This window comes from Rhodococcus jostii NBRC 16295 (assembly GCF_001894825.1).
In the GTDB taxonomy this organism is placed as follows: Bacteria; Actinomycetota; Actinomycetes; order Mycobacteriales; family Mycobacteriaceae; genus Rhodococcus_F; species Rhodococcus_F jostii.
This window is the reverse complement of record NZ_BCWY01000026.1, coordinates 86,229-101,074: the sequence shown is the minus strand read 5'-3', so window position 1 is coordinate 101,074 and position 14,846 is coordinate 86,229. Positions and strand designations below refer to the sequence as shown.

At 63.5% G+C, this 14,846-nt stretch carries 13 protein-coding genes and 1 pseudogene; 9 read left to right on the top strand and 5 right to left on the bottom strand.

Annotated features, from left to right (window positions below; translation table 11 throughout):
* Positions 1-74 precede the first annotated feature (74 nt).
* Positions 75-2,447, top strand: a complete 2,373-nt coding sequence (locus RJ1_RS18550) for a LuxR C-terminal-related transcriptional regulator (RefSeq protein ID WP_369691054.1) — start codon at positions 75-77, stop codon at positions 2,445-2,447.
* A gap of 273 nt (positions 2,448-2,720) precedes the next feature.
* On the opposite strand, the pseudogene RJ1_RS18545 reads toward RJ1_RS18550, so the two are convergent.
* The 5 genes and pseudogenes from RJ1_RS18545 to RJ1_RS18525 all read right to left on the bottom strand — a co-directional run bounded on the left by RJ1_RS18545 (position 2,721) and on the right by RJ1_RS18525 (position 7,607).
* A pseudogene (locus RJ1_RS18545) lies at positions 2,721-3,532 on the bottom strand (carbon-nitrogen hydrolase family protein).
* A gap of 11 nt (positions 3,533-3,543) precedes the next feature.
* Positions 3,544-4,692 carry an oxidoreductase gene (locus tag RJ1_RS18540; protein WP_073362347.1) on the bottom strand — a complete coding sequence of 383 codons (1,149 nt, stop codon included), beginning with the start codon at positions 4,690-4,692 and terminating at the stop codon, positions 3,544-3,546.
* A 55-nt stretch (positions 4,693-4,747) separates the two neighbouring features.
* Positions 4,748-5,440 carry a DUF2848 domain-containing protein gene (locus RJ1_RS18535; protein WP_073362344.1) on the bottom strand — a complete coding sequence of 231 codons (693 nt, stop codon included), beginning with the start codon at positions 5,438-5,440 and terminating at the stop codon, positions 4,748-4,750.
* Positions 5,441-5,584: 144 nt separating this feature from the next.
* Positions 5,585-6,331 (bottom strand): IclR family transcriptional regulator, encoded by a 747-nt coding sequence (locus RJ1_RS18530; RefSeq protein WP_240319545.1) that lies wholly within the window; start codon positions 6,329-6,331, stop codon positions 5,585-5,587.
* Positions 6,332-6,791: 460 nt separating this feature from the next.
* Positions 6,792-7,607 carry a 2-keto-4-pentenoate hydratase gene (locus tag RJ1_RS18525; protein ID WP_143048770.1) on the bottom strand — a complete coding sequence of 272 codons (816 nt, stop codon included), beginning with the start codon at positions 7,605-7,607 and terminating at the stop codon, positions 6,792-6,794.
* Between the two features lie 219 nt (positions 7,608-7,826).
* Between RJ1_RS18525 and RJ1_RS18520 the strand changes: the two genes are divergently transcribed.
* The 8 genes from RJ1_RS18520 to RJ1_RS18485 all read left to right on the top strand — a co-directional run bounded on the left by RJ1_RS18520 (position 7,827) and on the right by RJ1_RS18485 (position 14,839).
* Entirely contained in the window at positions 7,827-8,588 is a 762-nt protein-coding gene (locus RJ1_RS18520; RefSeq protein WP_073362340.1) for an alpha/beta fold hydrolase, read from the top strand.
* Positions 8,585-9,235 (top strand): pyroglutamyl-peptidase I, encoded by a 651-nt coding sequence (locus RJ1_RS18515; RefSeq protein WP_073362338.1) that lies wholly within the window; start codon positions 8,585-8,587, stop codon positions 9,233-9,235. Before RJ1_RS18520 ends, RJ1_RS18515 begins: the two co-directional genes overlap by 4 nt.
* A gap of 29 nt (positions 9,236-9,264) precedes the next feature.
* Positions 9,265-10,110, top strand: a complete 846-nt coding sequence (locus RJ1_RS18510) for an alpha/beta fold hydrolase (RefSeq protein WP_255284889.1) — start codon at positions 9,265-9,267, stop codon at positions 10,108-10,110.
* A gap of 141 nt (positions 10,111-10,251) precedes the next feature.
* Complete coding sequence (locus RJ1_RS18505; protein ID WP_073362336.1) at positions 10,252-11,118, top strand: VOC family protein; 867 nt, start codon at positions 10,252-10,254, stop codon at positions 11,116-11,118.
* An 88-nt stretch (positions 11,119-11,206) separates the two neighbouring features.
* Positions 11,207-12,454, top strand: a complete 1,248-nt coding sequence (locus tag RJ1_RS18500) for an NAD(P)/FAD-dependent oxidoreductase (RefSeq protein ID WP_073362334.1) — start codon at positions 11,207-11,209, stop codon at positions 12,452-12,454.
* Positions 12,455-12,469: 15 nt separating this feature from the next.
* Positions 12,470-12,802, top strand: a complete 333-nt coding sequence (locus RJ1_RS18495) for a non-heme iron oxygenase ferredoxin subunit (RefSeq protein WP_073362332.1) — start codon at positions 12,470-12,472, stop codon at positions 12,800-12,802.
* A 142-nt stretch (positions 12,803-12,944) separates the two neighbouring features.
* On the top strand, positions 12,945-14,276 hold the full coding sequence (locus RJ1_RS18490; protein ID WP_083400235.1) for an aromatic ring-hydroxylating dioxygenase subunit alpha: 1,332 nt from the start codon (positions 12,945-12,947) through the stop codon (positions 14,274-14,276).
* On the top strand, positions 14,273-14,839 hold the full coding sequence (locus RJ1_RS18485) for an aromatic-ring-hydroxylating dioxygenase subunit beta (protein WP_073362328.1): 567 nt from the start codon (positions 14,273-14,275) through the stop codon (positions 14,837-14,839). The genes RJ1_RS18490 and RJ1_RS18485 overlap by 4 nt, the downstream gene beginning before the upstream one ends.
* Positions 14,840-14,846 lie beyond the last annotated feature (7 nt).

The window sequence follows — 14,846 nt, the reverse complement described above, 5'->3', positions numbered from 1 at the left end:
CGACGAGGTTCCAACAGGGGCGGTCCGACCGTTGGAACGCCACTGAACGACCGCGATTCCCGGATGCCGCTTGGATGCCGATGACTATCGTTGAAAGCCGAAGACCCACGAAGGACCGAGGTGCTGTGATGGCTGATGACCCGCCACTCCCGAGCGCGGCGGGCGGCCTTCCGGTGGACATGACCAGCCTGGTAGGGCGCAACTCGGAATCGGCGGAGGTGCGCCGGCTGTTGGCGAACTCGCGGCTGGTGACACTGACCGGGACCGGCGGGGTGGGCAAGACACGGCTCGCGATCGACGTGGCGCGCAGGGCCCGTCGCAGGTTCTCCGACGGTGCGATGTTGGTCGAACTCGCCGAGGTTGCCGATCCTGCCCTGGTCGCGTTGACAGTGGCGCAGGTGGTGGGCGCGCCCACCCATCAGACCGACGTGGTGGCAACGTTGATCGATTATCTGCGGGGACGTGAACTCTTGCTGGTGCTCGACAACTGTGAGCACCTGCTGGACGAGAGCGCGGTCCTGGTCCGTAACTTGCTGTCCGCCTCGGCTGACCTGCGCATTCTGGTGACCAGCCGTGAGCCGTTGCGAATCGCCGGTGAGCATGTCTTCGAGGTCGCGCCGCTTTCAGTACGTCGTACGACGATGGATCCGGCACACGAAGGTGCACGATCCGAGGCCGTGACACTGTTCGCCGAGCGGGCCGCGGCCGCTGCCCCCGGATTCCGGATCACCCCGGACAACGCCGAGACGGTAGAGGAACTGTGTCGTCGACTCGACGGGTTGCCGCTGGCGATCGAGCTCGCGGCCGGGCGAATGCGCGCATTGTCACCCAGCGAGTTACTCGATCGCCTCGACGACCACTATCGATTGCTGAGCGTCGGCGACCGGTCCGCAGCGCCGCGCCAGCAGTCCCTGTGGGCGACCCTGGACTGGAGTTACGAACTCTGTTCGAATCGGGAACGCGTCTTGTGGGAGCGGTTGTCGGTCTTCACCGGAACCGTTCATTTGCACGCGGCGGAGTCCGTCTGCAGCGGCGACGCCCTATCGCAGGACGAGGTCGTGGATTGCATCGCGGCGCTGGTGGACAAGTCGATTCTCGTGAAGCGTGTCACCGGGGGCAGGCCGACCTATCGCATGCTCGAGACGGTGCGTGAGTACGGACTTCGCAAGTTGCGCGGAAATCCGGCCGAGGCCACGATCGAGGAGCGATATCGGTCTTACTACCAGCGGCTTGCGCGGGAGTTCGACGAGAACTGGTTCGGTCCGGGGCAGGAACAGATGGTCGACCGGATGCGGGGGGAGCACGCCAACCTGCGTGCCGTCCTCGATTCGCTGCTTTCGGATCCCGAGCGCGGACGAGACGCACTTGGCATGGCATCGAAACTGTTCTGGTACTGGCTGGGGTGTGGACAGCAGCGTGAAGGACGGTACTGGTTAGATCGATCGCTGGCGTCAGACAGCGTCTCCAGTTCCGAGCGTGCGGCCGCGTTGTGGGGAAACGGTTACCTCGCGGTGGCCGAGGGCAAGGCTGTTGTCGCCTTAGATCTGCTGCGTGGCAGCGAGAATCTCGCGCGAGAGCTGGGTGATTCCGTGAACCTGGCACACGCCACACACCTTCGTGGGGTCGCCGAACACAATCTCGGGAACACGACACTCGGGATGGCATTGATCGAAGAGGGGTCGGCAATGGAGGAGCTGGGCGGTCCCAGCATGCTCCAAGTCCTCGCCCTCGAACATGTCGGTTGGGCGTTCTGCCTTCGGCAACAACCCGAACGGGCGCTTGAGGTGCTCGAACGGTGTCGCCGCATATGCACCGAGCATGGCGAACGCTGGTTGCTATCGTGGATCCTCACATTCCTTGGTTTGGCGCTGTGGATGCGCGGCGACCTCGAACGGGCCGGCGAGCATTTGAGGGAGGCACTGGCCGTCAAGCGTCCCTTCCACGATGCGCTCGGTATCGCGGTGGTGATGGAGATCCTGTCCTGGGTCGCGGCTGCGGAGGGCGAGGCGGAGCGGTCGGCACGATTGATGGGCGCGGTCCGACGGGTGTGGGAGCCGCTGGGGGACTACCCCGGTGGATTCGAACTAAGGGGCTGGAGCGAGACGACCTCCCGTGAGATTCGAACACGACTGGGCGGGAACGCATTCGAATCCGCCTTTGCTGAGGGCCGCCTGCTTGGTACCGAGCAGGCGATCGCGTATGCGCTGGGAGAGGCGCCGCCGGCCAAGGACGAATCCTCGCCCGACGACGCGCTCATCAGCAGCCTCACCCCCCGCGAGGCGCAGGTCGCAGACATGCTGGCGGAGGGTATGACTAACAAACAGATCGCGCAGGCATTGGTCGTCGCGCCACGTACGGTTGAGACTCACATTGAGCACATCTTCACCAAACTGGGCGTGAACTCGCGGACCCAGGTCGCGGTTTTGATTGCAGCGCAGCGGAGCTGATCGATACTGCTGCAAGGGCCCCGCGGGGACCGGAGATCACCGCGAGCCGCTCGGCGCAACTCGCACGGCGGTGTCGACGATCGAGTCCGCTTCGACTATAAACGCGCAACGCGATTCGCAGCCGCGACGGGTGTGCTATGGAACCGTGTAGCAACCCGGATCCGAATTTTTGTCGAATCGAGCTAGGGAGAGGGTGTCGGTAGGGTAATCTTTTCAACTCACAATTTCAGTGGTCTTTCAAGCCTCGCTCCGACACCTTCGATGTCCCAGATCTCAAAGTGTCGCGGGCGCTCGGTTGGCCAGCACTCCCGTCCGTTCGCGCGAGCGGATCGCTGTGGCTGCGTCGACCTCGGCGATGAGCAGGTCCGGCCCGGTGCCCATTCGGTGGGTGACGGCGCCGAGTGGGTCGGCAACCAAGGACCGGCCAATACCGGTCGGCGCGTCCGGATTTACCTGTGTACCTGTGACCTTCGGATCAGCCTGATCGCATCCGAGCACCCACGACCCGGAGTCCAGTGCGCGTGCGCGCACGAGCACCTCCCACTGCTCTGCCTTGCCTTCGCTGGCACCCCACGACGTTGGGAGCAGCACCGCACTCGCTCCGGCGTCGGCGAGTCGCTGGAACAGCGCCGGGAACCGCACGTCGTAGCACGTTGCGACACCGAGTACGAGATTGTCGACCGTCACGGTGACGCAGTCCGTTCCTGGCGCGACGGTGTCGGATTCGCGATACCCGAATGCGCCGTAGAGGTGGATCTTGTGATAGCCGAGATGGTGACCCAGCCCAGTGAGTAACACGGTGTTGCGCACTCGGTCCCCCTCTGGGTGAACATACCTGCAGCGATCAGGACACCGTGGTCGGCGGCGATCTGTTCGACCGCGGATGCCCATGGGCCGTAAATCGATTCGGCGACCGCTGTGAGCGGGACGCCGAAATGGGCCATGGTGGCTTCCGGGAAGACCACGACCCGTGCCCCGGCGTCGACGGCGCGCTCCACCCAGCTGCGTATGAGCGACAGGTTGTGTCCGGGGTCGGAGGTGGAGGTCAGCTGGCAGAGCCCGATTCGTACGCTTGTGTCCGTCACGGCTTAGCGTCCTATCCCTCGCGCGGAATCCATCCAGGTCGGCTCAATAGATAGCGCACCATCCGTGGCGGGATGGTCAGCGTGGTCTCGATATCGGCTGCGTTCTCTGGCAGCTGAGTCCGGACCTGGGTGTGCGCACCGGCCATGAGTTTGTCGATCCACTCGGGGTCGATGAGGGCCGCACGGCCAACCGCCACCAGGTCCGCGCCCGCGCCCAGGGCGGCGTGGGCATCGTGGAGTGTGCGGATGCCGCCACTTGCGACGACCGCGCTGCGCCCGGCGACCGCGGCGGCGATAGCCTCGATCGGATTGCGCGACTCCACGCGTTCCCGGATCTTGGTCCAGTCTCGGTCCTCCGGCTGAGGGGAGTTTCGGCGGAAGTTGTCCATCGAGATGTGTACGTAGTCGACTCCCTCGCTCGCCAGGCGATCGGCCAGGCGAGCGGAATCGTCGAGGGTGTAACCGCCGGCCTCGGACTCGAACGGTGTGATCCGAAAGCCGACGGAGATCTCCGGCCCCACGGCGTCGCGCACGGCCTGCGCGACCGCGAGCGGAAAGCGCATACGTTCGGTGACGCTACCGCCCCACCGGTCGGTGCGCTGGTTGGCGCGTGGAGAGAAGAACTGGTGGATCAGGTAATGGTTTGCGCCGTGGATCTCGATACCGTCGAAGCCTGCCCGCACGCCGAGGGAGGCTGCCCGTCCGAATGAGGCGATGAGATCATGAATCTCTCGGTCGGTGAGTTCACGCGGGGTTTGCGCGTTGGGGCGGGCCGACGGGATGGGAGAGGGGCCGCGGATACCGCCTGGCCCGACTAGATCTGGCAGTGCGATGCGGCCGCCGTCGTAGATCTGCAGCACGCCGAGACCACCGTCGCCGCGCACGGCTTTGGCGACCGTCTGCAGGCTGCGCAAGTGGGCCTCATCGGTCGCGCCGATTCCCTGCCAGGACCGGCCGTCTGGGTGCACGTAGGCGCAGGAGGTGATGGCTGCGCCGAACTCGGCGGAGCCTCGGCGAGCGAGGTAACTCAGTTCGGCTGCGGTGGCTGAACCGTCGGGATGTGAGGAGTCGGTTGTCATGGGTGCGAGAACGAACCGATTTCTCAGCGTTGCACCGGACTTGAGTCGTAGCGGAGACCAAGGGTCGGAAGGATCGTGCATAGCAGCTCCTGCGGGGAATGGAATCGTCGGCAAATCAGGCGAGGAGATTGGGGTATCAGTCAACAGGCGGCGGAGTCTGGCGCACCGTGTAGGACAGCGAGATCGACTGGCTTGTAAGGGGGTCGCTCAGTTCGACGTTCCATCCGGTGCTGAATTGGTCAACTTCGGTGCGCATGGGGATGGTTCCGGACATGAGTATGGTGCCCGGGTTCAGCAGTTTGCGGGCACTCAGTTCCTCTGCCCAGTACATGGGGGTCAGTAGTTCGGCGAGTGTGCCGTGCTGGATTACTTGAGGTCCGGCCTCGGTCTGCACGCTTCCAGTAAGGGTGAGTTCGTCGATGCGGTCTGCGACATCGGTCAGCCGCCAGGCCTGGCGCGCCAGCACGTCCGGTGCGGCCTGCTTACTCCATGCGACACCGTGCTGTTCGAGTCGTCGGTCGGTGTGGTCGCAGGCGGCGGTTAGCAGCAGCTCACTCGGATCGGTTCCGGCGACTACCAATGCCCACTCGGCCTCGCCGGAGGTGCATTCGTGTTGGACGGGCACCTCGTCGATCTGCATGGCCAGGTATGGAGCGATCGGATAGATGCAGGGGATCCTGGTCGGTGCCCCCACTCCGAGCTCGGCGAGCTCGGCGATGTGTGCGGCGACGTCGGCTCGGCTGCGACCGGCATATCCGGCGTTGAGCAGGGTATGAACCGTCACTGCTACTTGCTCGTGATCGGGTAGCTCGAAGGTCAGACGGGTCATCGTTATCCTCACTACTGGCGTGGCAGTGCCACGGTTGAATGGTGCGCGTGGCTGCGCTAGTGGGCTGTCCGGCGGTTGATGGGGATGGGGGAGCAACAGCGTTGTCGGGGTGTGGCTGCTCCGCTCGGCTCGGGAAGTGAGCGATTAGCCGGAGGTGTGTCGCTGCCAGCTCGCCTCCTGAGCGAGTTTGGCGACGCCGGCGGCGACCGTGCGGATGGCGGGCACCGCGTTTGCCGGCCGGAAGCGATGAACCGGACCTGAGATCGAGACCGCGGCGATCACCGCCCCCGACCAGCTCCGCACGGGTGCCGCGATGCAGGTCAGGCCCGGCTTGGTTTCCTGCCGGTCGTAGGCGATGCCCGAGCGCTGGATGACGGCGACTTCGCGAGCGAGCTGGCGGGGCGTGGCGATACTCGACGACGTGGCTGGCCGTAGGTTTTCTGATACTCGCGCGAGGACGTCGTTGCCGCTGAACGCGAGTAATGCCTTGCCGGCCGCGGTGTTGGCGGCCGGCAGCCGGGCGCCGACGCAAGCCGGCGAGTTGACGCTGTTGTGGCCGTGAATCTTGTCCACGTACAGGGCGTCCCCCCCAGCGAGGATGCAGAGGTTCACGGTTTCGTGGGTCATTTCGTATAGATCCAAGAGATGGGGCAGCGCGACCCTGCGCAACTCTTGGGTATCGGGTTGTGCAGTGAGCGCGGCCAACTCGTTCAGCCGGGCGCCCGGCGAGTATTCAGTGCCGCGCTTGGTGACCATTTCCCAGTCGACGAGGACGGCGAGCAGTCGGTGCGCCGTCGACTTTGGCATACGCGTCCGGCGGGCGATTTCGGAAACGCCCATCGTCGGATGGTGTGGGGTGAACGCGCTGAGCAGTGCCAGCGCCTTGGCCACGGAGGTGAGTGAATCGCGGTCGGGATCTCGGCCGGTGATCAACTGGATGCTCGTGCCACCAAGGGCGGTGCCGGTGGGTTGGCTGGACGCGGCGGTACTGGAAACGGTCATGGTTGCCTCTCGATCGCCAGGCCGACCGCGGGGTCGGTGGGCAGGGCTGTTACGAAGATGCGACGCGTCGGTCGCACTCAGGTCGAGGTCGCCGACCGCGTCGAGACGTTCGCCGGAGTACCGTCCACCGTGCGCGTGTCGGCCGTGCACTCACCAGGGGCTTAACCGGGCTGACAGTCTCGGTGAGGTGGTGTGGTCACCTGGTCGACGCGCGCAGTGTGTTCGGTGTTCGACCTGCTCCTTGACGTTATCCGGACCGTGGGCGCCGTCACATCGGGAAAACTCCCGAGGGACTACCCATTCATGGTGTGGGTGGTGGCAGGCAGCCCTTCCGTAGCCTCGCGGGCGCTCAGCTAGTCACGGCGATCGAGCCGAGATGAGTGAACTGGGCGCTGATGGTCGTTCCGCGGGGTGCAGCGATTGCGTCGGTCAGGCCACCGGTCATCACGATCCATCCAGCCTCGATCGCGTGACCGCGCTCAGCCAGCGAGTTCGCGGCCATGGCCAATGCCTCGCCGGGGTGTCCCTGCACGTCTGCTCCGACTCCGGTAGCAGCGAGGCGTCCATCGACCTCGAGGAGACAAGCCTCAAGAGGAAGGTTAAGAACGGCTGGATCCGCCCCGACCGGTCCGGTCAGGTAGTAGGCGGAGGACGCATTATCTGCGATTACGTCTGGCAGCGTGAACCGAAAATCGAGGTAGCGGCTGTCGATGACTTCGAGGCTTGCGTACACCCGGTCGACCGCAGCCAGCGCCGTTGCGGCTGTGACACCTGGCCCGGCTAGTCGCCGGCCCATGACGAAGGTGATCTCGGGCTCGACGCGGGGATGAATCAGCTTTTCCTGGGGGAGTGGGGTGCGGGTGGGCAGCGTCATCGCGTCGGTGAGCCAGGCGGTCAGTGGTGCGGACACTCCCATTTGCAGTTGTTTGGCCGGCGAGGTCAGTCCGAGTTTGATGCCCACGATGTTCTCGCCGCGTTCGATTCGTTGACTCAGCGCCTCGTCCTGGATGCGATAGGCCAAGTCGATGTCCAAGTCTGGGTATGTGTCGGTGAGCGGTGCGCGCGCCGTGTGCTCTGCCTCCGCCCGCAATAGTTCGCTCGCCAACGACTCAACCGATCGCAGCGGCTCTACTGTCTCGACCATATCGCCGGATTCTTTCTCCATGCCTTGCTCCTCGCGTCGTGGTGTCTGGTGAACGCTCACCCTGACGCGCCCGACCAGAGGTGAGAATCTCCGCGGTCCGTCCCCCGGAACATGGCTCAGGGAACTTGCGTGTCGGTGCCTGAGCTTGCCGTCCTGTGGAACGCGACGGTTGCCGGGCGTTGCAGCTGCCTCGATCCTGACTTCTCGACAATCCGAGTCGGAGCGAAAGGGAGTGCACTGATGGCCACATTGGCGGTTGACGGTGTCGAGATCTACTACGAGGATCACGGGCGGGGGGAGCCGCTGTTGTTGGTGCACGGCGCGGCGGCGTCCGGGCAGTGGTTCGGTGATCTTGTTCCCCAGCTTGCCCGCGAGTACCGGGTGATTGTGCCGGACCTTCGGGGGCTCGGGCGAAGTCAGCGGGTGGCTCCGCTGACACGCCCGCAGGTGTGGGTGGAGGACCTCTGGCGGCTGTTGGATGAGCTCGAACTCGACCGGGTCCACGTGGCGGGGGTGTCGCTCGGCTCGCGGATCGCGGGCCGGCTTGTGCTCGACAACGCTTCTCGGGTCCGCACTCTGACGGTCGACGCGCCGATCGTCGGGTTGAGCAGCGCAGGAAACGCGTCGCTCAATACGGTGTTCTCTGCAGTGGATTCCGGTAGCGCGCAGGCCCAGGAATGGCAGACCCTGCACGGCGACGACTGGCGGGACGCGATTGACTTCTACGCCAAGACTCGTAGTACCACCGAGTTCCAGGACTACTTCACACTGCGGCCCCATCTCGCTGATGTTGGCGTGCCTACCCTGGTGTGCCGCGGCGACCTCGACGATTCGATCCACCCGGTCGACGATGCGTTCATCTGGCACAAGCAGGCGCCGAACACGCAGCTGTTCATCGCGCCGGGTCTGACCCAGTCATCGGTGATGCTCGAGCGGACTGAGCAGTTCGTCGCGGAGTTTGCTGCGTTCCAGGCGCGGTGCTCGCTGGCTGCTGTGTCATGAGTCGGGTCCTGGTCACGGGATTCGGGCCGTACGGCGAGGAAACCGATAACCCCAGTGGGGCGATCGCGCGTCGGGTCGACGGGCAGCGGATCGAGGGGTGTGAGGTTGTCGGCTGGGTGTTGCCGGTGGACACCGAGACGGTGCGCGGTGTTCTGGCCGAGGCCATCGCACACTCGCGCCCGGATGTCATCGTCGTGACCGGGGTAGCACCCGGACGCACGGCACCAGCATTGGAACGTGTCGCGATCAATGTTCGTGATTTCCCGATTCCTGATGTCTACGGGCACAGCCCAATCGATCAAACGGTAGAGCCGGAGGCGCCCGCCGCCTATCTGAGCACGCTGCCGGTCAAGGCGATCATGGATGGTTGGCGCCGCGCGGGTATTCCCGGTTACGTCTCGAACACCGCCGGTACCTACTTGTGCAACCAGACGTTCTATCTCGCAAGACATCTCTCTCATGAGGTGTCACCGCGCGTCGGTATGGTGCACCTTCCGGTGGTTCCCTCGCGTGCAGTCGAGATTGGGGCTCCGCCTCCGCCGTCGATGTCGCTTGAAGCGCTTGAGCATGCCGTGTCGCTTGCTGTTTCGATTGCGGTCCGGCACGAGGGGCCGGATCTGGGCATCGGTGGCGGAGCGCTCAGCTAATTCATCACTGTGTACGGAGGAGCGTTCGATTGATTGAGCTGTCGGAGCAATCTAGTAGTCGGACCTTGGAGGTCGACGGGAGTACGGTTCATTACCACGATGTCGGCTCGGGCGAGCCACTGATCATTCAACAGGCATTTGGGCCGTTGCCCGGAACAACGGCGTGGCTGACGTACCACCGGATTCTCGCGGACCTCGCTGCGGACCATCGCTGTATCCTGGTGGACTACCCCAATTTCGGGCGCAGCAGTCCCCGCGAGTTTCATGAGCCCGTGCATGACCTGTATGTGCGGAACACCCTGGCGGTGCTGGATGAACTCGATCTCGACACCGTGACGGTGCTCGGGGTGTCGACCGGTGGCACGGTGGCGCTCGACATGGCGATGACCGCGCCCGAACGAGTCAGTAGGCTCATCGTAGGCGGATGCAGCGCGTCGACCGGCGGTGACCCGTATCTGCTCACCCCCGCGCCAACTGAGGTAGGCCGGCTGTTCGACGAATGTCAATCGGGTCAGCCCGATCGCGAACGAATCGCGCGGCTGCTCCGCGGCATCGTGTACGACGCCGCGCTGATCGACGATGATCTTGTCGAGCAGATGTACTCGTGGCGGTTGCGTGAGCCCGAGCACTCCGAGGCGTGGTCGCATTCGACGATCGTCCCGCGGAGCAACCTGCAGGCGTTGTCGACGATCACTGTGCCGACATTGGTCGTGCACGGCCGGTTCGACCGCATGGTTCCCCTGGAGGGGGCATTGATGCTGTTGGGCTACCTACCGACTGCTGACCTCATGGTGCTGAATAACTGTGGGCATTGGCCACCCTTCGAGCGTCCACGCGACTTTGTCGCCGCGGTTCGTACGTTCCTCGCGGCGTGACGACCCGCAAGGGCGTCCTACCTGCGTTCCAGCAGGTGGATCGGGGTCGTTGCCGCGAACAGGATCCCTCACCCAAGCTGCATACCCAAGCGGAAACCACCATCGGATTCAACCGATCATTCAGGAAGGCAACACGCGATCATGACTGAAGTTGTCGGGCTCGGGTACGTGGGCCTGTATGCGACGGACCTTGAGGCCTGGCGCACGTATGGGACCGAAGTCCTAGGTCTGCAGGATGTTTCAGAAGCTGGGGACTCCGGATACCAGACCGTGCTGCTTCGAGCCGACGAACGTGGTTGGCGGTTCGCGATCCATCGTGGCGATGCTGGCGGTGCCGCGTACATCGGGTGGGAGGTCGCCAATCAGGGAGCTCTCGATGCGCTCGGGCGGCGACTCGCCGCGGCTGGTGTCGAAGTCGAGGAGGACCCCGAATGTGCTGCCGTGCGTGGGGTCGAGGGCTTGCTGTGGTGCACCGACGCCGACGGACACCGGCTCGAGTTCTTCTACGGCGCTCTCGTGCCGAAGCGGCCGTTTGTATCGCCGCGCGGGGTCCGCTTCGTCACCGGTGATCTCGGTCTAGGGCACGTCTTCTTCTTTGTCACCGATCTGTCGGCGGCCAAGGCGTTCTACCTCGATGTCGTTGGGTTCCGACTCAGCGACACCATCGAGTTTCACGAGCGCAAGGTGCACTTCTTGCACGTCAACCCGCGTCACCACAGCCTGGCGTTCGTGCAGAACGACAAGTTGGCGCCGGCACTGGGCCATTTCATGCTGGAGGTGAACGAAATCGACGACGTGGGCCGCACTCTCGACGAGGTGAATGCGCGAGGCGTCGAGCTCACCGAGACACTGGGCCGGCACACGAACGATCTGGCGATCTCGTTCTTCATGAAGAACCCGTCGGGTTCCGAGGTCGAGTACGGATACGACGGGCGACTCGTCGACGACGCCACCTGGCGGGTATCGAATTACGACGCAACCAGTCTGTGGGGTCACCATCGCGACTGAGCAGCCGGGTGCGCACGATCGTGCGGTGCCCTCGAATGAGACAGACCTCCGGTAGAGACAGAGACATCGAGATGACAGAGACACAGAGATGACTGAAACCTACGTCGTGGTCGGCGCGAGCCTTGCCGGCGCGCGTGCGGTCGAGACGCTTCGCACCGAGGGGTTCGACGGCCGCGTCGTCCTGGTCGGAGCCGAGAACCACTTGCCGTACGACCGTCCGCCGTTGTCGAAGGAGGTGATTCTCGGGCACAAACAGCCTGGCGAGACATTGATACATCCCGCGGAGTTTTATTCCGACAACGACATCGAACTTCTACTGGGGGCCTGGGCGACACGCATCGATACCCATGGCGGCCGGGTCGAACTCGACCGCGGGCGGTCGATCGCAGCGGACAAAGTCCTGTTGTGCACCGGTACTACCCCACGGCGCCCGGACGTCCCTGGACTCGATCTCGACGGCGTGCACTTTTTGCGCACCGTCGACGATTCGGCGGCCATCCGCGACAAGCTACTCGCGGGCGGATCCGTCGTCATCGTCGGCGGCGGGTTGATCGGAATCGAGCTCGCCGCCTCGGCGTTGGCGTTGGGCAACGACGTCACGGTGCTCGAGCGTGAGCCTGGACTGCTACGCCGCGTCCTGGGCACACGGATTGGAGATCGCCTGTCGCGGCTACATTCCGAGAATGGAATACGCATCCGAACCAACGCCGAAGTGGCCAGGATAGAGGGCGATCACCACGTTCGGCGGGTGCACACAATGGACGGGTTCGTCGTCGAGGCCGACGTAGTGGTGGTGGGAATCGGCGTCCTACCGGCGATCGAGCTCGCCCGTGACTCCGGTATCGACCTCGACAACGGAATCGTCGTCGACGAGTTTTGTGAAACTTCGGTCCCGAATATCTATGCCGCGGGCGATATCGCCAATCATCCCAACGAGGTCGCCGGAGAACGAATCAGGCTCGAACATTGGCAGAACGCGCAGAATCAGGGCATTGCGGCCGCACGCTCAATGGTGGGCCACCGAGAACCCTACCGAGACGTGCCGTGGTTCTGGTCTGACCAGGGCGAGACGAATATTCAGGTCGCCGGGCGCCCGCGTGCCACCGATGACCTGGTGTGGCGGGGCGACCCGGAATCGATGGAGTTCAGCGTGTTCCATCTGCGTCATGGCGTGCTCGTCGGTGTCGTTGGGGTCAACCGAAGACGTGATGTTCGGATGGCGATGAGTTTGATCGACAAGCAGGTTCGCCCGGAACAAGCGCTACTGGCCGACCCAGCAGTGGATTTACGCAAGATCGGCGACTCGCAGTCGGTGGTCCGCGGTCTGCCGCAGTAGGAGAAGGAGGAAGCAATGACAACTACGGAGAAGTCGGAGAATCTGATCCGGGTGTGCTCGGTCGACGAACTCACACCAGGAAACGTGACCCGGGTCAATACTCAGCCACCCATCGCGGTCTACAACATAGATGGCGATTTCTATGCGACCGCAGACTGGTGCTCGCACGATAAATCGTCACTGGCGGACGAAGGATTCATCGAGGACGGCCAGATTGAATGCGGATGGCACTTCGCAAAATTCTGCATCAAGACCGGCGCAGTGACCGCACCTCCCGCGTCGGAGCCGCTGGCGAAGTACCCGGTTCAGGTGGACGACGGAGCCGTATACGTTGTGGTCGCGGGCTGAAGCCCCGTTCCGAGGCTCAGAACGGATGCATCGACTCCGTGACCGGGTGTTGGTTAGCTGTAAGGCAGAGACCAAATGATAACGCCGGAAGACGAAAAGTCTTTCCGCGCCGAGACCATGTGAAAAGTGAAGGGGGATAATCGTGGCCGTTGACGCCGATTATCTGCATTCGTTGGTGAAATGGGACCAGGGCATTATCGGGTCCGAGATTTTCGTGAGCGACGAAATCTATAAGTTGGAACAAGAACGCATCTTCGGTCGTTCCTGGTTGTTCCTGGCGCACGACAGCATGATCCCGAATCCGCACGACTTCTTCGCCACGTACATGGGGGGAGACCCCGTCCTTGTGGTGCGTCAGCCCGACGGCAGCGTCAAGGCGTTCCTCAATGTCTGTCGGCACCGAGGTATGCGAGTCTGCCGTGCCGAGGAGGGCAACACCCGCTCGTTCATGTGCAGCTATCACGGTTGGACGTACGACACCGCGGGCAAGCTGGTCGGGGTCCCCAATCTCGACGACGCGTACGACAACAAGCTGTCGCTCGAGGACAATGGCCTGGTCCAGGTCGCGCAGATCGATAGCTACCAGGGACTGATCTTCGGCAACTTCGACTCCACGGCGCCGCCGTTGCACGAGTACCTGGGGGACCTGAAATACTATATCGACGGCTGGGTTGATCACGCCGAAGGTGGCATCGAGGTCTTGCCTGGTGCCATCAAGTGGACCATCAACGCCAACTGGAAACTGGCCGCCGAGCAGTTCGCCGGCGACACCTACCATGCCACCACCAGCCACCTTTCGTCATTGTTGTCGTTCGGCCCTGGATTCGATGCAAAAGACGGCGCGCATGTTTCGCTCCGCGAGGGACACGGCGAGAGCTTCCTCTTCGAACGGCATACCCGATTCGAGGACGACCCCCTCGGCCAGTACAACGAGAAGAAGCGTCAGATCGCACGTGAGCGTGTAGGCGAGCGCGCCGACATGGTGGCCAACTTCAACGCCTTTCCGAACTTCTCTGGACTGCCGGGATCAGCCAACTTCCGAGTCTGGCATCCCAAGGGACCCAACAAGTTCGAGATCTGGTCATTCACTATCGTGGAGAAGGACGCACCCGAGGAAGCCAAGCGTGCGCAACAGATCTCGGCGTCGTTCACCGAGGGCGCTGCAGGCGTCGTGGAGACCGACGACGGCGAGAACTGGGGCATGATCGGCGGCATCCTCGAGCAGGGACACCAGGCGCGGAAGATGGCGTGGAACTACGAAATGGGTCTCGGAACCGAAGAGAAACACCCGGAGTTTCCGGGCGAGTACCACGATTCATTCTTCGGCGAAGCCGGCCAGCGGGGCTTCTACCGGCGGTGGCTCGAGTTCATGACCAGTGACACGTGGCCGGTGATCCCAGCGGAGGAGTGCGAGCGCACCGCCGACGCTAAGCACGGCGTCACGGTGGGAACCAACGCGGGAGCTTCGCGATGACCGTCGAACAGACTGACGCGCCGGCGAACGCGAATGTGTTGGAGCAGATGTTGCTCCAACACCGGGTAGAGAAGTTCCTTTACAGCGAGGCCCAGCTGCTTGACCACTGGCAGTGGAGTAAGTGGCTGGAGTTGTTCGCCGAGGATGTCCTCTACTGGATGCCAGTGCGCAAAAACAGGCTTCGTCGTCAAAGAGACCAGGATGAGGTTCCCCAGGGGATCGAGATGGCGCACTTCTATGACGACATCAAGTCGCTGCAGCTGCGGGTGAACCAGATGCACTCGGGGACGCACTGGGCCGAGGATCCTCCGTCCCGTTGCCGGCATCTGGTAACGAATGTGCGGGTCACACCGCGTGAGGTCGAGACCTCGGCGTCCCCGGAATACGACGTGTGGTCGAACTTCCTGGTCTACCGCAACCGTCTCGAATCGGAGACGGACATCTGGGCCGGTGAACGACGGGACGTGCTTCGTGCGGTGGGGGAAAGTTTCGAAATCGCCAAGCGGACGATCCTGCTGGATCAGAACGTCGTGCAATCGAAGAACCTGAGCGTTCTGTTCTAGGCCGGCG